19 protein-coding genes and 2 pseudogenes are annotated in these 26,995 nt (G+C 62.3%); 10 read left to right on the top strand and 11 right to left on the bottom strand.

What is annotated here, in order from left to right:
• Window positions 1-6: 6 nt before the first annotated feature.
• A complete protein-coding gene (locus C4J88_RS16720; RefSeq protein WP_124368983.1) occupies window positions 7-642 on the top strand; it encodes a LexA family transcriptional regulator in 636 nt (211 codons plus the stop codon).
• Here the strand turns inward: C4J88_RS16720 and C4J88_RS16715 are convergent.
• The 4 genes from C4J88_RS16715 to C4J88_RS16700 all read right to left on the bottom strand — a co-directional run bounded on the left by C4J88_RS16715 (window position 639) and on the right by C4J88_RS16700 (window position 6,283).
• A complete protein-coding gene (locus tag C4J88_RS16715; protein WP_124407592.1) occupies window positions 639-2,564 on the bottom strand; it encodes an acetyl/propionyl/methylcrotonyl-CoA carboxylase subunit alpha in 1,926 nt (641 codons plus the stop codon). The genes C4J88_RS16720 and C4J88_RS16715 overlap by 4 nt on opposite strands.
• A complete protein-coding gene (locus C4J88_RS16710) occupies window positions 2,561-3,367 on the bottom strand; it encodes a gamma-carboxygeranoyl-CoA hydratase (RefSeq protein WP_124367480.1) in 807 nt (268 codons plus the stop codon). Before C4J88_RS16710 ends, C4J88_RS16715 begins: the two co-directional genes overlap by 4 nt.
• Before the next feature lie 133 nt (window positions 3,368-3,500).
• Complete coding sequence (locus C4J88_RS16705) at window positions 3,501-5,108, bottom strand: carboxyl transferase domain-containing protein (RefSeq protein ID WP_124407591.1); 1,608 nt, start codon at window positions 5,106-5,108, stop codon at window positions 3,501-3,503.
• A gap of 11 nt (window positions 5,109-5,119) precedes the next feature.
• Window positions 5,120-6,283 carry an isovaleryl-CoA dehydrogenase gene (locus C4J88_RS16700; protein ID WP_124367478.1) on the bottom strand — a complete coding sequence of 388 codons (1,164 nt, stop codon included), beginning with the start codon at window positions 6,281-6,283 and terminating at the stop codon, window positions 5,120-5,122.
• Between the two features lie 340 nt (window positions 6,284-6,623).
• Here C4J88_RS16700 and C4J88_RS28130 point away from each other — a divergent pair.
• Window positions 6,624-7,036, top strand: a pseudogene (locus tag C4J88_RS28130) (AMP-binding protein); the annotation flags it as partial.
• 469 nt (window positions 7,037-7,505) lie between these two features.
• Here C4J88_RS28130 and C4J88_RS16690 read toward each other — a convergent pair.
• The 3 genes from C4J88_RS16690 to C4J88_RS16680 form a co-directional block, all read right to left on the bottom strand.
• A complete protein-coding gene (locus tag C4J88_RS16690; RefSeq protein WP_124407590.1) occupies window positions 7,506-8,405 on the bottom strand; it encodes a hydroxymethylglutaryl-CoA lyase in 900 nt (299 codons plus the stop codon).
• Window positions 8,406-8,421: 16 nt separating this feature from the next.
• Window positions 8,422-8,814, bottom strand: coding sequence for a MerR family DNA-binding transcriptional regulator (locus C4J88_RS16685; RefSeq protein ID WP_124363351.1), 393 nt, complete (start codon window positions 8,812-8,814; stop codon window positions 8,422-8,424).
• 114 nt (window positions 8,815-8,928) lie between these two features.
• A complete protein-coding gene (locus tag C4J88_RS16680; RefSeq protein ID WP_124404584.1) occupies window positions 8,929-9,864 on the bottom strand; it encodes a LysR family transcriptional regulator in 936 nt (311 codons plus the stop codon).
• Between the two features lie 151 nt (window positions 9,865-10,015).
• On the opposite strand from C4J88_RS16680, the pseudogene C4J88_RS16675 reads away from it, so the two are divergent.
• Window positions 10,016-11,244 (top strand): annotated as a pseudogene (locus tag C4J88_RS16675) (acyl-CoA dehydrogenase).
• Window positions 11,245-11,365: 121 nt separating this feature from the next.
• On the opposite strand, the gene C4J88_RS16670 reads toward C4J88_RS16675, so the two are convergent.
• Together C4J88_RS16670 and xthA are read right to left on the bottom strand one after the other, a co-directional pair.
• Complete coding sequence (locus C4J88_RS16670; protein WP_124407589.1) at window positions 11,366-12,697, bottom strand: substrate-binding domain-containing protein; 1,332 nt, start codon at window positions 12,695-12,697, stop codon at window positions 11,366-11,368.
• Window positions 12,698-12,809: 112 nt separating this feature from the next.
• Window positions 12,810-13,622, bottom strand: a complete 813-nt coding sequence (xthA, locus tag C4J88_RS16665; RefSeq protein ID WP_124363347.1) for an exodeoxyribonuclease III — start codon at window positions 13,620-13,622, stop codon at window positions 12,810-12,812.
• Between the two features lie 169 nt (window positions 13,623-13,791).
• Here xthA and C4J88_RS16660 point away from each other — a divergent pair, with 169 nt between their 5' ends.
• The 7 genes from C4J88_RS16660 to C4J88_RS16630 all read left to right on the top strand — a co-directional run bounded on the left by C4J88_RS16660 (window position 13,792) and on the right by C4J88_RS16630 (window position 25,526).
• On the top strand, window positions 13,792-14,442 hold the full coding sequence (locus tag C4J88_RS16660) for an N-acetyltransferase (RefSeq protein ID WP_124407588.1): 651 nt from the start codon (window positions 13,792-13,794) through the stop codon (window positions 14,440-14,442).
• A gap of 64 nt (window positions 14,443-14,506) precedes the next feature.
• Window positions 14,507-16,234 carry an autotransporter assembly complex family protein gene (locus C4J88_RS16655; RefSeq protein WP_124367472.1) on the top strand — a complete coding sequence of 576 codons (1,728 nt, stop codon included), beginning with the start codon at window positions 14,507-14,509 and terminating at the stop codon, window positions 16,232-16,234.
• Window positions 16,234-19,920 (top strand): translocation/assembly module TamB domain-containing protein, encoded by a 3,687-nt coding sequence (locus C4J88_RS16650; protein ID WP_124407587.1) that lies wholly within the window; start codon window positions 16,234-16,236, stop codon window positions 19,918-19,920. The genes C4J88_RS16655 and C4J88_RS16650 overlap by 1 nt, the downstream gene beginning before the upstream one ends.
• Window positions 19,921-20,860: 940 nt before the next feature.
• Window positions 20,861-21,331 carry a MarR family winged helix-turn-helix transcriptional regulator gene (locus tag C4J88_RS16645; protein ID WP_124371113.1) on the top strand — a complete coding sequence of 157 codons (471 nt, stop codon included), beginning with the start codon at window positions 20,861-20,863 and terminating at the stop codon, window positions 21,329-21,331.
• A complete protein-coding gene (locus C4J88_RS16640) occupies window positions 21,331-22,782 on the top strand; it encodes an efflux transporter outer membrane subunit (protein WP_124407586.1) in 1,452 nt (483 codons plus the stop codon). The genes C4J88_RS16645 and C4J88_RS16640 overlap by 1 nt, the downstream gene beginning before the upstream one ends.
• Window positions 22,783-22,797: 15 nt before the next feature.
• Window positions 22,798-23,997: an efflux RND transporter periplasmic adaptor subunit gene (locus C4J88_RS16635; RefSeq protein ID WP_124404577.1), complete on the top strand. Its 1,200-nt coding sequence runs from the start codon at window positions 22,798-22,800 to the stop codon at window positions 23,995-23,997.
• Window positions 23,997-25,526 (top strand): DHA2 family efflux MFS transporter permease subunit, encoded by a 1,530-nt coding sequence (locus tag C4J88_RS16630; RefSeq protein ID WP_124367467.1) that lies wholly within the window; start codon window positions 23,997-23,999, stop codon window positions 25,524-25,526. The genes C4J88_RS16635 and C4J88_RS16630 overlap by 1 nt, the downstream gene beginning before the upstream one ends.
• Window positions 25,527-25,680: 154 nt before the next feature.
• On the opposite strand, the gene lpxH is transcribed toward C4J88_RS16630, so the two are convergent.
• Both lpxH and C4J88_RS16620 read right to left on the bottom strand, forming a co-directional pair.
• A complete protein-coding gene (gene lpxH, locus C4J88_RS16625; RefSeq protein ID WP_124407585.1) occupies window positions 25,681-26,430 on the bottom strand; it encodes a UDP-2,3-diacylglucosamine diphosphatase in 750 nt (249 codons plus the stop codon).
• Window positions 26,427-26,933, bottom strand: coding sequence for a peptidylprolyl isomerase (locus C4J88_RS16620; RefSeq protein ID WP_065877469.1), 507 nt, complete (start codon window positions 26,931-26,933; stop codon window positions 26,427-26,429). The genes lpxH and C4J88_RS16620 overlap by 4 nt, the downstream gene beginning before the upstream one ends.
• Window positions 26,934-26,995: the final 62 nt, after the last annotated feature.

Here is a 26,995-nt window from a genome sequence, read left to right as displayed (position 1 = left end):
AGCGCCATGGATAACTGGATAGCGTTGGTACGAGCCAACATGAAAGACCGCAAGGTCACGCAGGATGAACTGGCGGAGCGCCTGGGCATGTCCCAGGGCGGCGTGGGCCACTGGCTCAACAAGCGCCGCGTGCCGAGCCTGGCGGACATGAACCGGGTACTGGCGGAACTGGGGCTGGGCTATCTGGAGGTCGCGCTGGAGATTCGCGAGAGGGCGGATACCAAGGCGGCACTGGAGCACCACCACAACCCGTACTTTCGCTACCCGGTCAGCGATTGGAACGGCGTGTGCGAGCTGCGCGAAGAACGCGCCAGCTATGGGCCGGCACGTTTCGAATTGACGGATTACCATGCCCACGGCGACGCCTTCTGGCTGCCGGTGGTCGGCGACGCCATGACCGCGCCCAGTGGCCTGAGCATCAGCGCAGGCATGCTGATCCTGGTCGACCCGGCCATCGAGGCCGAGCCCGGTAAACTGGTGGTTGCGCAATGGCTCGACAATCCCCAGGCGACTTTTCGCCAGTTGCAGGCAGACAGCGGCCAGCTTTACCTGGCGCCGCTCAATCCCACCTATCCCAAGCTGCTGTTCACCGACGAGTGCCGCATCCTTGGCGTCGTCGTGCAAGCCACGGCGAAGTTCTAGTCCGCCGTGTCCAGCTCCACCAGCGCACTGCCTTCGGCGACCATCTCGCCCTCCTGGCAAAACAGCGCCTTGATCACACCCGCCTCAGGTGCGCGGATGCTGTGTTCCATCTTCATCGCTTCCAGTACCACCAGTTGCGCGCCGGCTTCGACGCGTTGACCGACCTCCACCAGCACGCGCACGATGCTGCCGTTCATGGGCGCGGTGAGGCCGCCTTGAGGGGAGTGGCTGGCCTCGGCCGCCGCAATCGGGTCGAACAGGCTGACCGCCTGCATCTCGCCGTCCCAGCGCAGATACACCGTGCCTTCATCGCGCACGGCCAGGTGGGAGCGGCGCACGCCCTGGTGTTCGATCACCAGTTGCTCGCCGGTGAGCTGCGACGATTGCCCGGCCAGTGTGACCAGGCGATCCTGCCCGTTACAGCTCAAATGCAGTGTAACCTGCGCCGGCAACCCCGCACGAAAGCCCCGGGTGTCTGCCCACGGCCCGTCACCGGCCGGCAGGCTCTGCATAAAGGCCGATCCCGCTGCCTGCCAGAACTCATCGTCCAGCGCGCCGGCCGCCGGCAGCAGCTCTTGCTGATAGCGCGGAATGAATCCGGTATCCAGTTCAGCCGCGGCAAAGGCCGGGTGACCAATGATGCGCCGCAGAAATCCCAGGTTGGTCTTGAGCCCACCCACCGCACATTCGTCGAGCATGCTCAGCAAGCGCAGCCGCGCCTGCTCACGGTCCTCGCCCCAGGCAATCAACTTGCCGAGCATCGGGTCGTAGAAGGGCGAAACGCTGTCGCCTTGCTCGACGCCGCTGTCCACGCGCCGACCCGGACCGGGGTTGGGCTCGCGGTACACCGCCAATCGTCCGGTTGCGGGCAGGAAATCATTGGCCGGGTCTTCGGCATACAGCCGCACCTCGATCGCATGCCCCATCAGCGGTACCTGCGCTTGAGTGATCGGCAGCACCTCGCCCTGGGCCACGCGAATCTGCCAGGCCACCAGGTCCAGGCCGGTAATCGCCTCGGTGACCGGGTGCTCCACTTGCAGGCGCGTGTTCATCTCCATGAAGAAAAACTCACCGCGCGCATCCAGCAGAAATTCCACCGTCCCCGCGCCCACATAGCCGATCGCCTGCGCCGCGCGGACCGCCGCTTCGCCCATGGCCTTGCGTTGTTCGCTGCCGAGCCCCGGCGCGGGGGCTTCTTCCACGACCTTTTGATGACGCCGCTGGATCGAGCAATCGCGCTCATTGAGGTACAGACAGTTGCCGTGTTGATCGGCAAACACCTGGATTTCCACATGGCGCGGTTGCAGCAGGTATTTCTCGACCAGCATCTGCCCGTTGCCGAATGACGACAGGGCCTCACGCTGGGCCGAGGCCAGGGCTTGCGCCAACTGGCTGGCATCCTCGACCACCTTCATCCCTTTGCCGCCACCGCCGGCCGTGGCCTTGAGCAGCACGGGGTAACCGATGCGCGCACAGGCCTCGCGGAAGGTCTCCAGGTCCTGGGCCTCACCGTGATAGCCCGGCACCAGCGGCACGCCAGCGGTTTCCATCAGCGCCTTGGCCGCCGACTTGCTGCCCATGGCGTCGATCGCCGAGGCGGGCGGGCCGAGGAAGATCAAGCCCGCTGCCTCGATGGCCCGGGCGAACCCGGCGTTTTCCGAGAGGAAGCCGTAGCCCGGATGAATCGCCTGGGCGCCACTGGCGTGGGCGGCGGCGATCAGTTTGTCGATTTGCAGGTAACTGTCAGTGGCCTTGCTGCCGCCCAGGTCGACGCGAATATCCGCTTCGCGACTGTGCCGGGCGTCGCGGTCGATTGCGCTGTGCACGGCCACGGTGGTCAGCCCCATCGCCTTGGCGGTGCGCATGACGCGGCAAGCGATTTCGCCCCGGTTGGCCACCAGCACGGTAGTGAGTGTGCTCATGGGCGCGGCTCCCGGGATTGCCAGCTCGGCGTGCGTTTTTGCAGAAATGCGCGCAAGCCTTCCTGGCCCTCGACACTTACCCGGATACGCGCGATGGCGTTTTCACAGTAGCGGCGCAGCGCCGGGGTGAGGGCGCCGTTGCCCACCTCACGCAACAGGTCTTTGCTGGCGCGCATCGCCGCCGGGCTGTTTTGCAGCAGGTTGGCGACCCACTCATCCACCCGCTGGTCCAACGTATCGGCCGGGTAGCTTTCCGCCAACAGACCGATGTCGCGCGCGCGCTGGCCGCCAAACCGCTCGGCCGTCAAGGCATAGCGGCGGGCCGCACGTTCACCGATGGCCTGCACCACGAACGGGCTGATCACCGCTGGCGCCAGGCCGATACGCACTTCCGACAGACAGAACTGCGCGTCATCGGCGCCAATTGCCATGTCGCAGCAACTGATCAAGCCCAGCGCGCCGCCGTAGGCCGCGCCTTGCACCACCGCCAGCGTAGGGATTTTCAGCTTGGCCAGGTTGTACATCAGCTCGGCCAGCTCACGGGCGTCGTCCAGGTTGGTGTGGTAATCCAGCTCGGCCGACTGCTGCATCCAGGCCAGGTCGGCGCCGGCGCTGAAGTGTTTGCCGCGCCCGCGCAGGACCAGAAAGCGCAGGGCAGGGTCGGCCTGTACCTGGTCTAGGGCGATGATCAGTTCGCGGATCATCTGGGCGTTGAACGCGTTGTTCTTGGCTTCACGACTGAGCCACAGCGTGGCGAAGCCACGGCTGTCGGTGATCAGTTCGAGGGTGTTGAATTCGCTCATGCAAGAAGCTCCATGAAAATGAGAGGCCTCCTGTAGGAGCGAGCTTGCTCGCGAAGGTCGTCAACGATAACGCGGGTATCCAGGATGCACGCGTTGACTGGACGTTTTTCGCGAGCGAGCTCGCTCCTACAGGTTACATGCGGAACACGCCGAAGCGGCTCGGCTCGATAGGGGCATTCAGCGCGGCGGACAGCGCCAGGGCCAGCACATCGCGGGTCTGCAGCGGATCGATGACGCCGTCATCCCACAAGCGTGCGCTGGAATAGTAGGGGTGGCCCTGGGTTTCATACTGGTCGAGGATCGGCTGCTTGATCGCCGCTTCATCGCTGGCACTGAACGCCGAGCCTGCGCGCTCTGCCTGCTCGCGCTTGACCTGCACCAGCACGCCCGCCGCCTGTTCGGCGCCCATCACGCCGATGCGTGCGTTGGGCCACATCCACAGGAAACGCGGGTCATAGGCGCGACCGCACATGCCGTAGTTACCGGCGCCGAAACTGCCGCCGATGATCACCGTGAACTTCGGCACCTTGGCGCAGGCCACCGCCGTGACCAACTTGGCGCCATGCTTGGCGATACCGCCGGCTTCGTACTTCTGGCCGACCATGAAGCCGGTGATGTTCTGCAGGAACAGCAGTGGAATCCCGCGTTGGCAGGCCAGCTCGATAAAGTGCGCGCCTTTCTGCGCGGCTTCGGCGAACAGGATCCCGTTGTTGGCCAGGATCGCCACCGGATAGCCGTGCAGGTGCGCAAAGCCACAGACCAGGGTGGCGCCGAACAGCGCCTTGAACTCATCGAATACCGAACCGTCCACCAGCCGGGCTATCACTTCGCGCACGTCGAACGGCTGCTTGGCATCGGCCGGGATCACGCCGTAAAGCTCTTCGCTGTTGTACAGCGGCGCCACTGACGGACGTTGGCGCAACTCACCCAGCTTGCGCCAATTGAGGTTGGCCACGCTGCGACGGGCCAGGGCCAGGGCGTGTTCATCGTTGTCGGCATAATGGTCGGCCACGCCGGAAATCCTGCAGTGCACATCGGCACCGCCGAGGTCTTCGGCGCTGACCACTTCGCCGGTGGCGGCCTTCACCAGAGGCGGGCCGGCGAGGAAGATTGTTGCCTGCTGGCGCACCATGATCGCTTCGTCGGCCATCGCCGGTACATACGCGCCACCGGCCGTGCACGAGCCCATCACCACGGCAATCTGCGGGATGCCCTGGGCGCTCATATTGGCCTGGTTGAAGAAGATCCGCCCGAAGTGCTCGCGGTCCGGGAACACTTCGTCCTGGCGCGGCAGGTTGGCTCCGCCGGAGTCCACCAGGTAAATGCACGGCAGGCGGTTCTGCTCGGCGATGGTCTGGGCGCGCAGGTGCTTTTTGACGGTCAGCGGATAATAGGAGCCGCCTTTGACGGTGGCATCATTGGCGACGATCATGCATTCGACGCCTTCCACGCGGCCGATGCCGGCAATCACTCCGGCGGCCGGCACGTCTTCGCCATACACCTGATGGGCGGCCAACTGGCTCAATTCGAGGAACGGCGAGCCCGGGTCGAGCAAGCGATCGATGCGCTCACGCGGCAGCAGCTTGCCGCGTGAGGTGTGGCGTTCCTGGGCCTTGGCGCCGCCGCCTTGTTGGACCTGGGCGAGCAGGTTGTGCAGCGCGTCGACCTGTTGGCGCATCGCCGCGCTGTTGGCGATAAATTCCGCCGAGCGTGGGTTGAGCTGGGTGTGCAGGGTGGCCATGGGCGCGCTCCTCAGCGGGTTTCGTTGAACAGTTCGCGACCGATCAACATCCGTCGAATTTCACTGGTACCGGCGCCGATTTCGTACAGCTTGGCGTCCCGCAGCAGGCGCCCCGCGGGGAATTCATTGATGTAGCCGTTGCCGCCCAGGATCTGGATCGCATCCAAGGCCATTTGCGTGGCGCGCTCGGCGCTGTAGAGGATCACCCCGGCCGCATCCTTGCGCGTGGTTTCACCGCGCTCGCAGGCCTGGGCCACCGCGTAGAGGTAGGCGCGGCTGGCGTTGAGCTGGGTGTACATATCGGCGACCTTGCCCTGGATCAACTGGAATTCGCCGATGCTCTGGCCGAACTGCTTGCGGTCGTGGATGTAGGGCACGATCAGGTCCATGCAGGCCTGCATGATGCCGGTGGGGCCGCCGGAGAGCACCACGCGCTCGTAGTCGAGGCCGCTCATCAGCACTTTGACGCCGCCGTTGAGCACACCGAGGATATTTTCCTCGGGGACGTGCACGTCATCGAAAAACAGCTCGCAGGTGTTGGAGCCGCGCATGCCCAGCTTGTCGAACTTGTTGCTGCGGCTGAAGCCTTTCCAGTCACGCTCGACGATGAACGCGGTGATGCCGTGGGCACCCTTTTCCAGGTCGGTCTTGGCGTAGATCACGTAGGTGTGGGCATCGGGCCCGTTGGTGATCCAGGTCTTGCTGCCGTTGAGCACGTAAGCGTCACCCTGCTTGTCGGCGCGCAGTTTCATCGAGACCACGTCGGAGCCGGCGTTCGGCTCGCTCATGGCCAGCGCGCCGATGTGCTCGCCGCTGATCAGCTTGGGCAGGTACTTGAGCTTTTGTTCGTGGCTGCCGTTGCGGTTGATCTGGTTGACGCACAGATTGGAGTGAGCGCCGTAGGACAACGCCACCGAGGCCGAGCCACGGCTGATTTCTTCCATGCTTACCACGTGCGCCAGATAACCCAGGCCGGCACCGCCGTACTCTTCCGGCACGGTGATGCCCAGCAGGCCCATATCGCCGAACTTGCGCCACAGGTCGGCGGGGAACAGGTTGTCGATGTCGATCTGGGCAGCGCGGGGAGCAATTTCCTTGGCCACGAAGGCCTGCACCTGGTCGCGCAGCATGTCGATGGTCTCACCGAGGGCGAAGTTCAGGGACGGGTAACTCATGGACAGGCACCTTAATGTGAGCTTTTGTTGTTGTGTCGGCGAGGCGCGGAGGAGGGCGCTCACCTTTACGTTAACGTAAGCTTGCGTTGAGGCGCTGTCAATCGTAGTTTACGTTTACGTCAACCTACAAAAAAGACAACAGGGGCCGTTACGGATCAACCGAACCTGAGCTACAGCCGTGGCTCCCAGGACAAGACCTTGCTGGCCGAGACCATTGGCCAGGCCTTTGATCGGACTGTCGCGCGTTATCCCGAGGGTGAAGCTGGTGGTGCGTCATCAGCACTGCCGCTACACCTGGCGGCAACTGGCCGAGACCGTGGAAGTGCATGCCCGTGCGTTCGGCTGCATCACCCACGGCACTACCATGATCTACCCAATGACGGCTTCGACCCACTGCTCACGCTTACCGCCGTCGCCGAAGAACGCGCCACGGGCTTGTACGGCGTGCCGACCATGTTCATTGCGCTGCTCGATCACCCGCGCCTTGGCGAATTCGACTTATCCAGCTTGCGTACCGGGATCATGGCCGGGTCGACCTGCCCGATAGATCGTTCCCACGCTCTGCGTGGGAATGCAGCCCCTGACGCTCTGCGTCACCTTAGCGCAGTAGCCGAAACGTGCAGCGGCTGGCGCGACGCGGAGCGTCACAGGAGACATTCCCACGCAGAGCGTGGGAATGATCAGCCAGAAAGCACAAAGGGGACCCGAAGGTCCCCTTTAATTTGTCGTTGCGTGCTCTTTTTTTATTATTGAGGGGCGGTCTATTGTTGTTTTTGGCAACCGTTACCCTTTACCGCTGTTTTGGCGACCCCCATCCGGGGTCAAGAGCAAACGTATTTTTTTGAACGCTGATCTGCTTCTTCGTAAACGATCCAACCAGTGGGTAGCTACCTGAGGTAGTTTTATTTTTCTCTGACCGGTTGCGGGTTTCGGCATGCCGTACCCTGCGAAGCACATCTTCTCCAAAAAAATCTGTTAGCTGCGTCTCTGCCGTGTTGTTTTTGTTATGTCAGAGTCGTTTCGTCTTATTTTTATTAGGTTTGGCGCTTTTTATTTTTGTTATGCAGTAGAGATAGCAGAAGCCGTGCCAACTTTTTAAATTCCTTTAAAATCAAGCAGTTGATTTTTTAGCACGTCATATCTTTCAAAAAACGCGACGGATTCTGTTCCCTCGTTACCCGCTGTGTCGGCGTGCGGTAACACATTGTCACATCCGTGCTACTCAACCGGCGTTACGCGCCTTCGCCACCCGTGAGCCGCTCGCCCGTCCCAGCACCTGGCTGATGTGCTGGCCCGCGTCAATCAAGCGCTCCAGGTCGATACCCGTGTCGATCCCCAGCCCATTGAGCAGGTACACCACATCCTCGGTGGCGACGTTACCGCTCGCGCCCTTGGCATAAGGGCAGCCGCCGAGGCCCGCGATAGAGCTGTCGAATACCTGGATACCTTCCAGCAGGCTGGCATAGATATTGGCGATCGCCTGGCCGTAGGTGTCATGGAAATGCCCTGCGAGCTTGTCGCGCGGCACCTGTGCACCGACCACCTCGAACAGCCGCCGTGTCGCGCCGGCCGTGCCGGTGCCGATGGTGTCGCCCAGGGACACTTCATAGCAGCCCATGGCATACAGTTCGCGGGCGACCGCCGCGACCTGCTGCGCGGCGATTTCGCCTTCATAGGGGCAACCCAACACACACGACACATACCCGCGCACGCTGACCCCATGCTGCCGGGCCACCGCCATGATCGGTGCAAACCGCTCCAGGCTCTCGCTGATGGAGCAGTTGATATTGCGTTGGGAAAACGCTTCGGACGCCGCCGCAAATACCGCGACTTCCTTGACCCCAGCCGCCAGCGCATCTTCAAAGCCGCGCAGGTTCGGCGCCAGCGCACCGTAGGTCACGCCAGGCTTGCGCTGGATCTGCGCGAACACCTCGGCGGAGCCGGCCATCTGCGGCACCCATTTGGGCGACACGAAACTGCCGACCTCGATATAGCTCAAGCCGGCGCCGCTCAAGGCGTCCACCAACCGCACCTTGTCGGCCACGCTGATCGGCTGGGCTTCGTTCTGCAAACCGTCGCGCGGGCCGACTTCCACCAGGCGTACGTGTGAGGGGAGGGACATGACGGTTACCTTCTGATCAATGGCCGGCCTGGCTCATGGTAGTTGCCAGGGCCTGGGTGCAGCGCTCTTCGGCGGTGTCCAGTTCCAGCTTCATCTGTTCGATATCCAGCAACTGTTGCTCGAGCTGCTCGCGGCGTTCAGCGATTTTTGCGAGCATGCTGTTGAGTTGGATGTGGTTGCCGCTGGTGGGGTCATAGAGTTCGATCAGCTCGCGGCATTCAGCCAGGGAGAAGCCGATGCGCTTGCCGCGCAGAATCAGCTTGAGGCTGACCTTGTCCCGCGCCGAGTAGATACGTTCCTGGCCCCGACGTTCCGGGGCCAGCAGGCCTTGTTCCTCATAGAAGCGAATGGCGCGGGTGGTGATATCGAGCTCGCGGGCAAGGTCGGAGATGCTGTAGGTGGTGCTCATGGCGGTGCTCGAGAAGGTCTTGACGCTAAGCTAATTGCAGGTTGACGTAAACGTCAAGGGCTGCTGCGCAGCCCATCGGGGGCAAGCCCCCTCCCACAGGGGAACTCCTTCACCTCAGGCTTGTTGTTTATCCAGCTTTTTTTCGTGGGCCGTTACCTGCTGGCACAACTCGATCATCTGCTCGCGCATCCAGCGGTTGGCCGGGTCCTGGTCGGTGCTTTCGTGCCAGTACAGGTGGGTTTCCACCGCTGGCACGTCATTGACCGGCAGGTTGAACCAGTGCAGTTCATGGCGGCGGGCGAAGCGTTCGGGCACGGTCATGACCATGTCGGTCTGCTGCAATACCTGCGACGCCATCAGGTAGTGCTGGGAGCGCAGGGCGATCTTGCGCTGGATGCCCATCTTGCCCAGAGCCAGGTCGACATGGCCCAGGCCGTTGCGGCGGCTGGAAATATGGATATGGGTCAGGGACAGGTAGTCATCCAGGCTGAATTTGTCCTTGCCTGCCATCGGATGGCCCTTGCGCATGGCGCATACGTAGCGGTCTTCCATCAGCTTGACGTGGCGCACCTGCGGGTCGGTGTTGAGCGGCGCATCCACGGCAAAGTCCAGGCGCCCGGCGGCCAGCTCCTTGGTGGTTTCGCGGCGTTTGGACAAAAAACTCTCGATGACCACCGTCGGCGCCAGGCGACGCAGGCGCTGGAACAGCGCTGGCAGAATGACCGCTTCGGTCAGGTCGGTCATGCTGATGCGATAGGTCTTGGCCGCCTGTTGCGGATTGAAAATCCGGCTTTCCTGCACTGAAACCCGCAGCAACGACAACGCATTACGCACCGGGCCGATGATGTTCTGTGCCATCGGCGTGGGCACCATGCCCTGGGCGGTGCGCACGAACAGCGGATCGTTGAAGGTCTCGCGCAGGCGTGCCAGCGCATTGGACACCGCCGGCTGGGTGATGCCGACAATCTGCCCGGCGCGGGTCAGGTTGGCTTCGGTATAGATCGCGTCGAAGACGATAAAGAGGTTGAGGTCGACCTTGCTCAGATTCATGTCGTTGCACTCTTATTGTTAGGTATTCATGCGCCGATCATATATCGGTGATGAATGTTAATACACGCCGAGAATAGGCTAGGTAAATTATCAGCGCTGTTCTAGCATCGATTGCATGACTTAAACAACCTCTCAGAGAAGGGAGCTGCTCATGGATTTCGCCTATTCGCCCAAGGTTCAGGAACTGCGTGAACGCGTCAGCGCATTCATGGACGCTTACGTCTACCCGGCCGAGCCGGTGTTCGAACGCCAGGTCAGCGAAGGTGATCGCTGGCAGCCCACTGCGATCATGGAAGAACTCAAAGCCCGGGCCAAAGCCGAAGGGTTGTGGAACCTGTTCCTGCCGGAATCCGAGCTGGGCGCCGGCCTGAGCAACCTCGAATACGCACCGCTGGCCGAAATCATGGGCCGCTCGCTGTTGGGCCCGGAACCGTTCAACTGCTCCGCCCCCGACACCGGCAACATGGAAGTGCTGGTGCGCTACGCCAATGAAGAGCAGAAACAACGCTGGCTTGAACCGCTGCTGCGCGGTGAGATTCGTTCCGCCTTCGCCATGACCGAGCCGGACGTGGCCTCCTCGGACGCCACCAACATGGCCGCCCGCGCCGAACGCCAGGGCGATGAATGGGTAATCAACGGCAAGAAGTGGTGGACCTCCGGTGCCTGCGACCCGCGCTGCAAGATCCTGATCTTCATGGGCCTGAGCAACCCGGATGCGCCACGCCACCAACAGCATTCGATGATTCTGGTACCGGTGGACACCCCTGGCGTAAAAATCCTGCGCCCGCTGCCGGTGTTCGGCTACGACGACGCGCCCCACGGCCACGCCGAAGTGCTGTTCGACAACGTGCGCGTGCCTTACGAAAACGTACTGCTGGGTGAAGGCCGTGGGTTTGAGATCGCCCAGGGTCGCCTTGGCCCTGGCCGTATCCACCACTGCATGCGCTCCATCGGCATGGCCGAGCGCGCGTTGGAATTGATGTGCAAGCGCTCGGTCAGCCGCAGCGCATTCGGCAAGCCGCTGGCGCGCCTGGGGGCAATATCGACAAGATCGCCGACTCGCGCATGGAGATTGATATGGCGCGGCTGCTGACCTTGAAAGCGGCGTACATGATGGACACCGTGGGGAATAAAGTCGCGAAAAGCGAAATCGCCCAGATCAAGGTGGTCGCGCCGAACGTGGCACTGAAGGTGATCGACCGTGCGATCCAGATTCACGGCGGTGCCGGTGTGTCCAATGACTTCCCGCTGGCCTATATGTACGCCATGCAACGCACCCTGCGCCTGGCCGACGGCCCGGACGAAGTGCACCGCGCGGCGATCGGCAAGTTCGAGATTGGCAAGTATGTGCCCAAGGAGTTGATGCGCGGCGGGCAGTAGCACCGCGTCGCCTGCCATCGGGAGCAAGCCCCCTCCCACACTTAGATTTGTGAATACAGTCAAAATGTGGGAGGGGGCTTGCTCCCGATGAGGCCAGTCCAAGCACCACAAACCCCAAGATTCAGTACACCCAAACCTCCACCCGCCGATTCTTGATCCGTCCCTCATCCTCGGTATTCGCCGCCACCGGCATCTGCGCGCCAAACCCGCGAATATCGCGCAGTACCACGCCGCTTTTCACCAGTTCCCTGCGCACCGCCATCGCGCGCAACTTGGACAGCAAGGCCGCCCGCTGCGGATCATTCTTGGCATCGCCAAAGCCCACCAGCGTCACCTGCTTGTGCAGTTTGCCGTGGCTTTGCAGATACGCCACCACCCGCTGCACATCCTGGCGCGCCTTGTTGTCCAGGCTGGCGCTGCCTTCCTCGAAGCGAAAATTCACCGTCAAGCGCTGGGCGTTGCGCGCAATCGCCTGATACGCCTCGGGCATCGAGGCGCGCGGGGCTACGCCAATCGCCTGCACGTGCTGGGCGACAAAGCCGTTGGCCGCCACGATCGCCTGGCCCTGATCGCTTTGGGCAAAGTCAACCAAGGCTTTGGCCCAAGGATTACGCGTCGCCGGCGGCAGATAAAAGTACAGCCGCCGTGACAGCGGGTAATCCTCGGTGGCGATCAGGCTGTTCAGCGCCGGCATCGGTTGCGAGTCGCCATCGACAATCGCCACGGCCTTGGCTTGGCGTACGTAGGGCAGGCCGATAAAACCGATGCCTTGGGGGTCTTGGCTGACTGCATCGGACAACGCTTCGCTGGACTCGAAACGCTGGGCTGACGCGGCCAGCGGTTTGCCGCGTCGGTTCAGCACCAGCTCCTTGAAAGTGTCATAGGTGCCGGACTGATCGTCCCGCGCATACAGATGAATAGCTGCGCCACTGCCGCCGAGTGTTTCCCAGGTGCTGATCTCGCCATTGAAAATCTGCGCCAGTTGCTCGGTGTTGAGGCTGTTCAGCGGATTACGCGGGTTAAGGATGATCGCCAGGCCATCAATGGCAATCACGTGTTCGGCGCCGGGGCTTTTCAGGTCGCCGAGGGGCGCGAGGTCTAGCCGTTCGCTGTCCTTGATCGGGCGGGACGAGGCGGCCAGGTCGGCGCTGTGGTTTTTCAGCGCGGCAAACCCGGTGCTGGAACCATGGGCGGCGACGTCGACCCTCACGGTCTTGCCCTCACGGGTCTTGCCGGTCACACGCTGTTCATTGGCGCGCTCGGCGGGTTCGCTGTGCACGCCTTGCAAACCCTGCTGCTCCATCAAGCCCCTGACTAATGCCGGGACCAAACCCGCGCCGATGGTGTTGGAGCCCTGGATACGCAATGCCGGGCCTTGGTCAGGCAGGGGCAGCGGGGCGGACACTGCGAAGAAAGGGAAAAGGGCCAGCAGTAATAGAACGCGCAGCATCATGCCGACACCTTCGTCAGCCAAAGGGAGTGCCGCGAGATTAAGTCAGTTGGATTGCAGCAATGTGACTGACACACCATGGGTCAAAATGTGGGAGGGGGTAGAGTCAGAGAAATCAGCTCAGCTCCAACCAGATCGGCGCATGGTCCGACGGTTTTTCCAACGCGCGCAAATCGTAATCCACTCCCGCGTCCTTGAGCCGAGGCACCAGGCCGGTGGAGGCCATGATCACGTCGATGCGCAGCCCGCGCTTGGGCTCATCCTCAAAGCCACGGCTGCGGTAATCGAACCAGCTGAAGCGGTCGGTCACCTCAGGGTTCAAGTGCCGGAAGCTGTCCACCAGGCCCCAGTTTTTCAGACGGGCCATCCATTCGCGCTCTTCCGGCAGGAAGCTGCACTTGCCGGTTTTCAGCCAGCGTTTGGCATTGTCGGCGCCGATGCCGATGTCGCAGTCCTGCGGGGAAATATTCACGTCGCCCATCACCACCAGTGCCTGGTCATTGCTGAACTGGCTCTCCAACAGCTGTTGCAGGTCTTCATAGAAACGCTGCTTGGCCGGGAATTTGGTCGGGTGGTCACGGCTTTCGCCTTGGGGAAAGTAGCCGTTCATGACAGTGACCGGGTGGCCGTTCTCGTCGGCGAAGGTGCCCCAGATGAAACGGCGCTGGGCGTCTTCTTCATCGCTGGCAAAGCCTTTGTGCAGGCTCAACGCCTCTTTGCGCGAGAGCAGGGCCACGCCGTAGTGGCCTTTCTGGCCATGGTAATAAACGTGATAGCCCAGCGCCTGGACTTCGGCCAACGGGAACTGGTCATCGTGGACCTTGGTTTCCTGCAGGCCGATGACATCCGGTTGATGCTTTTCAATCAGCGCCGCCAGCTGATGAGGGCGGGCACGCAGCCCGTTGATATTGAAGGAGACGATTTTCATGGTCGGCGGTCCAGTCTGGCAAAAGGGCGATGCTAGCCGACAAGTCGGACGGGGGCCAGCGTGGCGGTAGGGCGTATGCACTGCTAATGTCTGGGAACGACTGGCGCTGCGCAGGTTCGTACCCATAAGAACGCCACCTTTTTGAGTGGCGTCCAGGAGATTGACTGTTATGCCTGACACTTCGACGGCCGCTGCCGAAATTCGTGTGCTCAATAGCGGCTATTCCCGCGAAGCGCGTTCCCTGCTGTACCAGGCCTACCGTCACGAACCGACCTTCGCCTACATCTTCGAAGCCGAGCGCCCCGGTTATGAACAGCGGGTGCGCGCCACCGTGCGCGAGCTGGTCAAGCAGCATTTTTTCCAGAAGCTTCCGGCCATTGGCCTGTTCGTCGACGACCGTCTGGTCGGCGTTGCCCTGATCGCCCCGCCGCAACGGCGCCTGGGCATCACCGAGAGCTGGGCCTGGCAAATCCGCATGTGGCTGAGCACCGGAGTACGCGGCACGCGGCGTTATCTTGAATACCATCAGGCCGTCCTGGCGTGCCTGCCCAGCGAGTCGGTGCATGTGTTGCCATTGCTGGGCATTCACCCGCAATTGCAGGGCCACCACTACGGCGAACAATTGCTTGAAGCGGTTCACAATTGGTGCGCCGAAGACCCGCACTCATCGGGCGTGGTGCTCGACACGGGCAATTCCCGTTACCTGGAGTTCTATAAGCGCCAGGGCTATGAGGAAATCGGTGAAATTGCCGTAGGACCTGTGCTGGAGCATGTGTTTTTCCATCCCAACCCCCAGCCGTTAAGTGCTGCAGCGACTTGAGACAGAATTATTCAGACAAATCCGGGTTCAAAGTTCCTCTCTCGCTCGTGTAGCATCCGCGCCTATGAAGTTTCCAGGAAGATTTACCAGCGGCTTGATCCTGCTGTTCACAAGCTGCGGCGCATGGGCGCAAAGCGAATTGGACGTGCGGATCAAGCCCTCTAACGACGCGCTGAAAGCCAACATCGAAGGCTACATCGGCGGGGTGGGCGATCGTGATGAAGAAGCGCTGCTGCGGTTCAGCCGCGGCGCCGAGGAGCAGGCGCGCAAAGCGGCCCAGGCCCTGGGCTTCTATCAGCCACAGATCGCCAGCGATGTGCAGGGCGGCAAGAACCCGCGCCTGATTCTCACCATCGACCCCGGCGAGCCCGTGCATTTGCGCAACGTCACCCTGCGGGTCGACGGCCCGGCGGCGAACCTCAAGGCGTTTCGCGTGCCTGCCAGTGACGATCTCAAGCCCGGCGCGGTGCTCAACCACGGCCATTACGATGATGCCAAGCGTCTGATCCAGAACCAGGCCTCGCGCTACGGCTTTTTCAGCGGGCGCTTTACGCGTCAGACACTCTCCGTCGATCCCCAGGCGGGCGTCGCCGATATCGAGCTGGTTTACGACAGCGGCCCACGCTACAGCATGGGCAAGGTCAGCTTTAGCGGCGACACTCCATTCGATGAAGAACTGCTGCAACGCATGGTGCCCTTTGAAAGTGGCACCCCTTACGACTCCGAACTGATCGCCGAACTCAACCAGAACCTGCAAGGCAGTGGCTTCTTCGACAGCGTGCGCGTGGACGCCAGCCCCACGGCCTCGACCAACGACGTAATTCCGGTGGCCGTGCAACTGGACACGCGCAAGCCACGCACGATGGGCCTGGGCCTGGGTTTTTCGACGGATGTCGGCCCGCGCGGCAAGGCCAACTGGACGCGGCACTGGGTCAATCCCCAGGGCCACAGTTATGGCTGGGAGGCCGAGCTTTCGGCGCCACGGCAGAACGTCGGCCTGTGGTATGACGTTCCGCTCGACCCACCGCTCACCGACAAATTGCGCTTCGCCGGCGGTTACCAGAATGAAGAGCTGGCCAACACCGACACCCTGAGCAAGCTGCTCACCGTCGGGCCCGAATGGCACAGTAAATTGCCCAGTGGCTGGACACGGGTTATCTCGCTCAAATACCAGCGTGAAGAGTACCGCCTGGGCAATGACTCGGGCCTGAGCAACCTGGTGATGCCGGGGATCAGCTACTCCTACCTGCGCAGCGACAACCGCATCGATCCGCACAACGGTTATCGCCTGATGTTCGACAGCAAGGTCGCCAAGGAAGGGCTCGGTTCCGACACCAATCTGCTGTACGGCACGGCCACGATCAAGGGCTTGACCACCTTGTGGGATAACCACCGGTTCCTGGGCCGCGCGCAGGTGGGCGGCAGTGCCACCAACGGCTACAAGTCGGTGCCGCCGTCGCTGCGCTTCTTTGCCGGTGGCGACCAGAGCGTGCGCGGCTATGAATACCAGACCCTGTCACCGGAAAACGATCGCGGTGACCGCATCGGCGGCCGCTATATGGTGGCGCTGAGTGCCGAGTATCAATATTCCATCGCCGACAAATGGCGGATCGCGACCTTTATCGACCAGGGCAACTCGTTCAATACCCTGGAAATGCCCAGCCTGAAAACCGGTGTCGGTGTGGGCGTGCGCTGGGTCTCGCCGGTTGGCCCGATCCGCCTCGACCTGGCCCATGCGCTGGAAGATCCGGGCGGCATTCGATTGCACTTTTCCATGGGGCCTGAGCTGTGATGCGTGGTTTGAAAATAGCGGGGCTGGTCCTGATGGCCATCCTCGCCGTGGTGGTCCTGGCGCTGTGGTCGGTATTGGGAACCCAGGCGGGCAGTCGCTGGGCACTGGGCCAAGTGCCGGGTTTGAGCCTGGAGAACTTCCAGGGGCGCCTGGGCGGACAGTGGAGCGCCGATCACCTGCTATGGCAGCAAGACAGCAGCCGCGTCGAGCTTGATGCGCCCACGTTTGAGTGGTCGCCGGGGTGCCTGTTGCGTATGACCCTGTGTATCGATCGCCTGGATGTGGAGCGGGTCAGCCTGCAATTTCCCCCCAGCGCCGAAGCGAGCAGCGGCGGGCCCATCGCGTTGCCCGACCTGAAACTGCCGCTGGCCATCCAGTTGGGCGACGTTCGCGTCGGTAGCCTGTTGTTCAACGGCAGTGAAGAACTCAAGGGCCTGCAACTGGCTGCGCACTGGACCTCCGCAGGTATGCAGATCGACGCCGTGCACCTGCAACGGGACGGCCTGGTGCTGGACCTCGCCGGCCTGCTGCAACCTGTCGGCGACTGGCCTTTGACGGCCAGCGGTAATCTCAGCCTGCCTTACGCGCCGGGCGGCGCACCGTGGACGGTGGCCCTCAAGGTCGATGGCGACCTGCTCAAGACCCTCAAGCTCGACGCCGACAGCAGCGGCTATCTGCCGGCCAAGCTCAGTGGCGAGTTGCAGCCGCTGGTGGACAATCTGCCGGCGCAATTGCGCATCACCGCTGACGCCTTCAAACCCAGCGCCGACCTGCCCGACACCTTGCAACTCAATCAATTGGACCTGAGCGCCAAGGGCGACCTGAAACACGGTTACCAATTGCTGGGCAAAGCGCTGTTACCGGCGGAAAAAGGCCCGGTGGACCTGCTGCTGCAAGGCAAGGTCGACGCCAAGGGCGCGCAGATCGCCGGCCTGGACCTGACTGCTGGCGACCAGCAAAGCCTCAAGCTCAGCGCCAATCTGGACTGGCAACAAGGCTTCAGCGCCGAGGCCAAAATCGCCTGGCTGGACTTCCCCTGGCATCGTTTGTACCCGCTGATCGACGAACCGCAGGTGACCTTGCGCACCTTCAACGGTGAAGTTTCCTATAAAGACGGCAACTACCTGGGCAACCTCAAGGCCGATCTCGACGGCCCGGCGGGCAAGTTCAACGTGGTTACACCGTTCAGTGGCGACCTCAAGCAAATCTTCCTGCCCGAGCTGAAGCTGACGGCCGGCCAGGGCAAGGCCGAAGGCCGTTTGAACGTACAGTTCGCGGACGGCATCGCCTGGGACACCGCGTTGGATTTGACCGCGTTGAACCCGGCCTATTGGGTCGCCGAATTGCCCGGCACCCTGGCCGGGCCGCTGCGCAGCAAAGGCGAATTCAACAACGGGCAACTCAAGCTCAACGCCGACCTTGACCTCAAGGGCCGTCTGCGCGGGCAAACCGCCGTGCTGGCCGCCAAGGCCGAAGGCGCGGGCGAACAATGGACCCTCGCCAACCTGGACATCCGCCTGGGCGACAACCGCATCAACGGCAGCGGTAGCCTGCAGCAACGCCTGGCCGGGCAGATCGACATCAAGCTGGCCCGCCTGGCCCAGCTCTGGCCGCAACTGCGTGGGCAGATCAACGGCCGCGTCGATGTCACCGGCACTTTGAAGGCGCCGCAAGGCAAACTCGATCTCAAGGGCCAGCAACTGGCATTGGCCGACAATCGCCTGCAAAACCTCAGCCTCGACGCGACACTGGACAGCGCCCAGCGCGCCAGGATCGACCTCAAGGGCAGCGGCATCCAGAGCGGCGAGACCCAGGTTGGTACCCTCACCGCCAGCGCCCAGGGTGATATCAAGAGCCAGAAGGTCCAACTGGATCTGGCCGGTCCTTTGCTCAAGCTGGCCCTGGCCCTGGACGGCAACCTCGATAAAGGCAACTGGCGCGGGCGCCTGGCCAGTGGTGACGTGCAAGCGGGTGGCCAGGACTGGCGGCTGCAAGCCCCGGCGAAAATCGAACGCCTGGCCGATGGCAAGCTGACCTTTGCCGCCCATTGCTGGGTGTCCGGTGGCGCCAGCCTGTGCGGCGAAGACCAGCGCCTGATGCCCGAGCCGAAGCTGCGTTACCACCTCAAGCAATTCCCCCTCGACAGCCTCGCGGCCTTTTTGCCCAAAGACTTCGCCTGGCAGGGCAGGCTCAATGCCGACGTGCAACTCGATCTGCCGGCCAGCGGCCCCAAAGGCGTGGTGTCGGTGGACGCCGGTGGCGGCACCCTGCGCGTCAAGGACAAGCACCAGTGGCTGGATTTCCCGTACGACACCCTCAAGCTGGAAACCACCCTCAACCCCAAGCGCATCGACACTCAGTTGAACTTCCGTGGCGGCAAGCTCGGCGAGTTGCTGTTGCAGGCGCAGATCAACCCGCTGCCGGCCAGCAAGCTGATCACCGGCAATTTCAGCCTCACCGGGCTGGACCTGGCGGTGGCTCGGCCGTTTGTGCCGATGGTGGAAAAACTCAGCGGCAAGCTCAATGGCAACGGACGGATTTCCGGCGGCCTACTCGCACCCCAGGTCAACGGTAGCGTCAATCTGGTCGATGGCGAAATCTCCGGGCCCGAGCTGCCAGTGAGCCTGGAAGGCCTGAACGTGCAAGCGCTGATTGCCGGCGAAAGCGTGCAGCTCAATGGCGCCTGGCACAGTGGCAAGGCCGGGCAGGGCAGCCTCAAGGGCCAGATCGACTGGGGCCGCGCCTTGGTGGTGGACCTGAGCCTCAAGGGTTCGCAACTGCCAGTGACGGTCGAGCCCTATGCCGTATTGGAAGTGGCGCCCGACCTGAACATCAGCCTCAAGGACGACAAGCTGGCGATTGCCGGCAAGGTGCACATCCCGCGCGGCGATATCACCGTGCGCGAGCTGCCGCCGTCGACGGTCAAGGTGTCCGATGACACGGTGATCGTCGGCAGCCAGACCGAAGAGGGCAAGCCGCCGATGGCGATGGCCATGGATATCGACGTGGAGGTGGGCGAAGACCAACTCAACTTCGCCGGCTTCGGCCTCACCGCCAAAGTGCAAGGCCACGTGCATATCGGCGACAACATGGACACCCGTGGCGAACTGTGGCTCAACGATGGCCGTTACCGGGCCTACGGCCAGCGCCTGAATGTGCGCCGTGCGCGCCTGTTGTTCGCCGGGCCGTTGGATCAGCCGTTCCTGGATATCGAGGCGGTACGCGTGACCACCGAGTCCTCCCGCACGGTCACCGCCGGCATTCGGTTGAGCGGCAGTGCCGAGCAGCCGACCACGCAGATCTTCTCCGAGCCCGCCATGGCCCAGGAGGACGCGTTGTCCTACCTGGTGCTGGGGCGTTCGCGCACCAACAACGGTGAAGACAACAATATGCTCGCCGAAGCCGCCCTGGGCCTGGGCCTGATGGGCAGCGCCGGAGTGACCTCGGACATCGCCACCAAGTTGGGCATCCAGGATTTCGACCTGGATACCCAAGGCAGCGGCAACAGCACGGCGGTGGTGGCCAGCGGCAAGATCAACGAAAAACTCAGCCTGCGTTACGGGGTTGGGGTGTTCGAACCGGCCAACACCATCGCGTTGCGCTACCTGCTGAGCAAGAAGGTGTACCTGGAAGTAGCCACGGGCGTCGCCAGTTCGCTGGACATCTTCTACAAGCGCGATTTCTAAGCCCTACTCGGTTAAAAATGTGGGAGGGGGCTTGCCCTAATGCCAGTCAGTTAAGGCGACACCGAACCTGTGGCGAGGGAGCTTGCTCCCGCTGGACTGCGCAGCAGTCCCATTGTTTGGGGCCGCTTCGCGCCCCAGCGGGAGCAAGCTCCCTCGCCACAAGTTAGTTCTCGCTCCTGCTACTTCTTAACTGACTGGCATTAGGGCAAGCCCCCGATAGCCATTGGTATCTACACAACTTTGTAGCAGCCTACGGTAACCACGATGCGAAGCGAGTCGCTCTTGATCTTGCTTTTGATCTAGGCGCCCCGTTAAACCACGCTGGCCGGAATCCGATAGTGATTTGGGGGGTAAACCGGCAGGGATGCCGGTTTAGCCGCCCCGCGGCATGGATGGCGCGTGGCGGCGGCCCCCCAAATCACTGTCGGATTTCGGGCACACCGAGCCTAAGCGAGGTGCCGAGTGGTGGGGCAAGAGCGTTTTGCTTACTTTTGCGCTTTTCAAAAGTGAGACGCCGTAAGGGCGGAACCCTAAGCCGCCGTTACCGCAGCAACGGATATGTACTCGCTCTGATCCAACATCCTGGTCGGCTGTCAGGCCGCCATCGGGGGCAAGTCGAATCGTCGCACCGCCCCTCCCACATTTGGATCGCGCGGCATCAGTCAGATAGCTATAGGCCGCCAGGTCGCCACGGGAGCAAGCTCCCTCGCCACAGGTTCAGGGCTACGCCAAAGTTGTGTAGATACCTATGCCCCGATAGCGGCCTGTCAGTCAGCTTATCTGCAGCTGACCCACCGCTATCGGGGGCAAGCCCCCTCCCACATTGGAATTTATTCCATTCAGTTACCAAGCAACCTAACTATTCCATTTGACATTCGCTGCCTAAGCAGTAATATCTCGTCACACATTCACTGCCTAGGCAGTAATAAGGTGACTTCCGATGCCGCATTTCACCCCTGAAAACTTCCACAACTGCCATCTCGGGCTGTTGCTGGGCCGCGCTGCGATCCTCAAAGACCGCATCATCGACACCCATATGGAACCCCACGGCATTACCGCCGCGCAGTTCAAGGTGTTGATCATCATGGCCCAGTTCGGTGTCGACACACCGGCCGAGCTATGTCGCAACCTGTCCCTGGACAGCGGCTCGATGACGCGCATGCTCGACCGGCTGGAGCAGAAAAAGCTGCTCAGCCGCAAGCGTTCCGACCTGGACCGCCGCCAGGTGCAGTTGGTGCTCACCGCCGACGGCCAGCGCCTGGCAGACATGCTGCCGCAGATCGGTGCCCAGGCCCTTAACCAACTGGCCGGTGTGCTTGAGGCGGGCGAGCTGGAAACCCTGGAGCGGATCCTCAAGAAAATTCTGATAGCTGCGGGTGATCCCATCACCCTTCAGCGGGTAGGACAATGATGAACACACGCGCATTCAGCCTGGTGCTGATGGCGATGACGTTGGCCGGTTGTGCCAACTACAGCGGCCTTGATACCCAAGGCAAACGCCTCGACGCCAATAGCTTGCACACCGGCAAATCCCTGAGCGGTGTCAGCCTGTCCAGCGCCGCCTGGCCGGCCGCCGACTGGTGGAAAAGCCTCGGCGACCCACAGCTCGACGGCCTGATCCAGGAAGCCCTGCAACACAGCCCCGACATGCAGGTCGCCAGTGCCCGTGCGCACCAGGCCGAAGCTGCGGCCTATGCCGCCAACGCCGCGCGCATGCCCACCGTGGATGCCAGCGCTGGTGTCAGCCGTTCGCGGCTGGCCAAGGACCAGGACCCGCGCGGGGAGGGCGATGCCTATTCGACGGTGCGCAACATCGGCGCCAGCTTCAATTACAACTTCGACCTGTGGGGCGGCCAGCGCGCCGCCTGGGAAGCCGCCCTGGGCCAGGCCCGCGCCGCCGAAGTCGACCAGCAGGCTGCGCGCCTGACCCTGGCCGCCAACGTCGCCAAGGCCTACAGCGATCTGGGCCAGGCGCATATCGTGCGTGACCTGGCTGCCGACGACCTCAAGCGCACCCGCCAGATGCTCGACCTGAGCAAGCGCCGCCTGAGTTCCGGCATCGACAGCGAATACCAATACCAGCAAACCGAAAGCCTGGAAGCCAGCTCCCAGTCGCAGTTGATCGATGCGGAAAAACAACTGCAAAGCGCCAAGATCGCCCTGGCCGTGCTGCTCGGTAAAGGCCCGGACCGTGGCAACGAACTGGCGCGCCCGAATGTATTGAAACCCACGGCGGTCGCCGTGCCGTCGGTGTTGCCCGCCGAGCTGCTCGGCCGGCGCCCGGACCTGGTCGCCGCGCGCTGGCGGGTAGAAGCTGCGAGCAAGGACATCGCCGCCAGCAAGACCCGTTTCTACCCCAACCTCAACCTGAGCGCGAGCGCCGGCGCCGAATCGTTGTTGGGCGACGCCATGTTCGGTTCGGCCAGCCGCTTCTTCAATATCGCGCCGACGATTTCGCTGCCGATCTTCGACGGTGGCCGCCTGCGCGCCGACCTCGACGCCCGCGACGCCGATTACGACCTGGCCGTGGCCCAGTACAACAAAACCCTGGTGCAAGCCCTGGGCGACATCGGCAGCACCCTGTCGCAACTGCGCGACACCGGGCGGCAGATCCAGGCGCAGCAACACGCCGCCGATATCGCCCAGCAGTCTTACGACACCGGGGTGCAACGTTACAGCTCCGGCATCGGTAACTATCTGGATGTGCTCAGCATCGAGCAGCAATTGCTGCAGGCCCAGCGTCAATTGGCGACCTTGAATGCTGCGCAGATCGATCTGTCGATTCAATTGATGCAGGCCCTGGGTGGCGGGTTCAACGCCAGCAACGTGGCCGCGACCACCCCAGCCAACCGCACGGAATAATTTGAGGTATTTGTCATGGCCACTGCCGACAGCAACACCGCACCCGAACAAACCAAAGACAACAACCCGCGCAAACGCAAAGTCATGCTGATCGGCCTGGCGCTGATCGTCATCCTCGGTGTCGTCGGCGTCTGGGCCTGGTACGAGCTCTACGGGCGCTTCAACGAAAGCACCGATGACGCCTATGTGAATGGCAACGTGGTGGAAATCACCCCGCTGGTCACCGGCACCGTGGTCAGTATCGGCGCCGATGATGGCGACCTGGTCCATGAAGGCCAGGTGCTGGTCAACTTCGATCCCAACGACGCCGCCGTCGGCCTGCAAAGTGCCCAGGCCAACCTGGCCCGCACCGTGCGCCAGGTCCGCGGCTTGTACAGCAATGTCGATGGGATGAAAGCCCAGGTCAACGCGCAGAAAGCGGACGTGCAGACCGCCCAGGACAACTACAACCGGCGTAAGACCCTGGCTCAGGGCGGGGCGATCTCCCAGGAAGAATTGTCCCACGCCCGTGACAGCCTGACCGCCGCCAAAAACGCCTTGACCAACCTTGAGCAGCAACTCAAAACCAGCAATGCCCTGGTGGATGACACGGTGATTTCGTCCCACCCGGATGTGCAGGCCGCCGCCGCGCAACTGCGCCAGGCGTACCTGGCCAATGCGCGCAGCACCTTGATCGCACCGGTCACAGGCTATGTGGCCAAGCGCACCGTGCAACTGGGCCAGCGCGTGCAACCGGGTACCGCGCTGATGGCGGTGATTCCGCTGGACCAGCTGTGGATCGATGCCAACTTCAAGGAAACCCAGCTGCGTGATATGCGCATCGGCCAGCCGGTGGATATCGAATCGGACATTTACGGCAGCGATGTGAAGTACAGCGGCACCGTCGACAGCCTGGGCGCCGGCACTGGCAGCGCGTTTGCCTTGCTGCCCGCGCAGAACGCCACCGGCAACTGGATCAAGATCGTGCAGCGGGTACCGGTGCGCATCCATATCAACGCCGAAGAGCTGGCCAAGCACCCGTTGCGGGTCGGCTTGAGTACCGTGGTCAACGTGGACCTGCACGACCAGAGCGGCCCGGTGCTGGCGCAACAGGCGCCGCAGAAGGCCTCGTTTACCACCAACGTGTATGACCGCCAATTGGCCGAAGCCGATGCCATGATCAACCAGTTGATCCATGACAACAGCGTCGCCGCTCCCAAGGCTGCGCAACGCTGATGAGCAATAACGCCTCGTTCACGCCGCCAAGCCTGGTGATGGCCACCATCGGGCTGTCGCTGGCGACCTTCATGCAGGTGCTCGACACCACTATCGCCAACGTGGCGTTGCCGACCATTTCCGGCAACCTGGGCGTGAGTTCGGAGCAGGGCACCTGGGTCATTACCTCGTTTGCGGTGAGCAACGCCATTGCCTTGCCGCTCACCGGTTGGTTGAGCCGGCGCTTCGGCGAGGTGAAGCTGTTTCTGTGGGCGACCCTGCTGTTCGTGCTGGCGTCGTTCCTGTGCGGTATTTCCACCTCGATGCCCGAGTTGATCGGCTTTCGCGTGCTGCAGGGCCTGGTTGCCGGGCCGCTGTACCCGATGACGCAAACCTTGCTGATTGCGGTGTACCCGCCGGCCAAGCGCGGCATGGCCCTGGCCCTGTTGGCGATGGTCACGGTGGTGGCGCCGATTGCCGGGCCGATCCTCGGCGGCTGGATCACCGACAGCTACAGTTGGCCATGGATCTTCTTCATCAACGTGCCCATCGGCATCTTTGCGGTGATGGTGGTGCGTGCGCAGCTCAAGAAACGCCCGGTGCAGACCAGCCACCAACCGATGGATTACGTCGGGCTGCTCAGCCTGATCGTCGGCGTCGGCGCCTTGCAGATCATCCTCGACAAGGGCAATGACCTGGATTGGTTCGAGTCCAACTTCATCATCATCGGTGCGGCCATTTCGGTGATCGCCCTGGCGGTATTCGTCATCTGGGAAATGACCGACAAGCACCCGGTGGTCAACCTGCGCTTGTTTGCCTACCGTAACTTCCGTATCGGCACCATTGTGTTGGTCGGCGGCTATGCGGGTTTCTTCGGCATCAACCTGATCCTGCCGCAATGGCTGCAGACCCAGATGGGCTACACCGCCACCTGGGCCGGCTTGGCGGTGGCGCCGATCGGTATTCTGCCGGTGCTGATGTCGCCGTTCGTGGGCAAGTACGCGCACAAGTTCGACCTGCGCCTGCTGGCGGGGCTGTCATTCCTGGCGATGGGCTTGAGCTGTTTCATGCGTGCGAGCTTCACCAACGAGGTGGATTTCCAGCACATCGCCCTGGTGCAGTTGTTCATGGGTATCGGCGTGGCGCTGTTCTTCATGCCGACCTTGAGCATCCTGATGTCCGACCTGCCGCCGCAACAGATTGCCGACGGCGCCGGTCTGGCGACCTTCCTGCGGACCCTGGGCGGCAGCTTCGCGGCGTCGCTGACCACCTGGATCTGGATTCGCCGGGCGGACCAGCACCATGCCTACATGAGCGAGAACATGACCGTCTATGACTCGACCACGCGCGATGCCGTGCAGGCGCTGGGTGGGGCAGGGCACAAGGCCTATGCGCAACTGGACCAGATTCTCACCAGCCAGGCGTACATGATGTCTACCGTGGATTACTTCACGTTGATGGGGTGGGTCTTCGTGGGGTTGATGCTGTTGGTGTGGCTGGCCAAACCGCCGTTTGGCGCCAAGGCCGGGCCGGAGGCGTCCGGGCACTGACCCGCGGAGGTTGGAATGCAATCCAATGTGGGAGGGGGCTTGCTCCCGATAGCGGTGGGTCAGTTACAGATTGGCTGACTGACCCGCTGCTATCGGGAGCAAGCCCCCTCCCACATTTTGATCTCTGTTTAAATCAATAGGTGGTGTTTGACGTTTAGGCGCCAGGCAATGCCAACTGTGGGTTGACGAAGTCAAACGCCGCCAGTTGAAAGCCCTGCTCATCCACCTGCAACGCCCACCCTTGCTTGTCCCAATCCCCCAGCACAATGCGCCTGGCCGCCTGGTCACCAATCTGCAGCTTATGAATGGCGGGGCGGTGGGTGTGGCCGTGAACGAGGGTGCGTACGCCAAAGTGTTGCATGACCCGTGGCACTTCCTCGGGGGTCACATCGACAATGTCGTTGGCCTTCATGCGCGTTTGCGCCCGGCTTTCACTGCGCAGCTTGCGTGCCAGCCGGTGGCGGGTGCGCAGGGGCAGGTGGCGCAGGATGAACAGCACCATCGGGTTGCGCAGAATGCGCCGCAGCTTCATATAGCCGAGGTCGCGGGTGCAGAGGCTGTCGCCGTGCATCAGCAGCACGGGTTCGCCGGCGAGCTGCACGACACTCGGGTCCTTGAGCAGCGTTGCGCCTGCCGCTTTGCAGAACGCCTTGCCGATCAGGAAATCGCGGTTGCCGTGCATGATGAAAATCGGGGTGCCGCTGTCGCTCAGTTCGCGCAGTGCGGCGCAGATCGAGCGCTGGAACGGTGTCATCCCATCGTCGCCAATCCAGGCTTCGAAGAAGTCGCCCAGAATGTACAACGCCTGGGCGCCACGGGCGCGGCCGTGGAGCAGATCCAGAAACGCCCGGGTGATGTCCGGGCGCTCCTCTTCCAGATGCAAATCTGAAATCAGCAATATCACGCTTCGATGATCTCGGCTTTCTCGACGATCACGTCTTCGGCTGGAACGTCCTGGTGGCCGGCCTTGGAGGTGGTGGACACGCCTTTGATCTTGTCGACAACGTCGGTGCCTGCGGTGACTTTACCGAACACCGCGTAACCCCAACCCTGCACGTTCTTGCCGCTGTGGTTGAGGAAGGCGTTGTCGGCCACGTTGATGAAGAACTGCGCGGAGGCCGAATGCGGCTCCATGGTACGGGCCATGGCGACGGTGTACTTGTCGTTGGAAAGGCCGTTGTCCGCTTCGTTCTGGATGCTTGGACGCTTGTCTTTCTTCTCTTTCATGCCGGGCTCGAAACCGCCGCCCTGGATCATGAAGTTGCCGATGACACGGTGGAAAACGGTGTTTTCGTAGTGGCCGGCTTTGACGTACTCGATGAAGTTGGCGACGGTGATCGGCGCTTTCTCGGCGTTCAGCTCGATGACGATGTCACCGTGGTTGGTGGTCAGTTTGACTTGAGTCATGTTCACTACTCTTTTCAGGGAATTCGTGGGGTTGGGCGAATAAACGCTTTACCTGCCTGGCT

Origin of the sequence: Pseudomonas sp. R4-39-08, from assembly GCF_003852275.1 — a bacterium.
GTDB lineage: Bacteria > Pseudomonadota > Gammaproteobacteria > Pseudomonadales > Pseudomonadaceae > Aquipseudomonas.
This window is presented reverse-complemented; position numbering and strand designations above follow the sequence as displayed.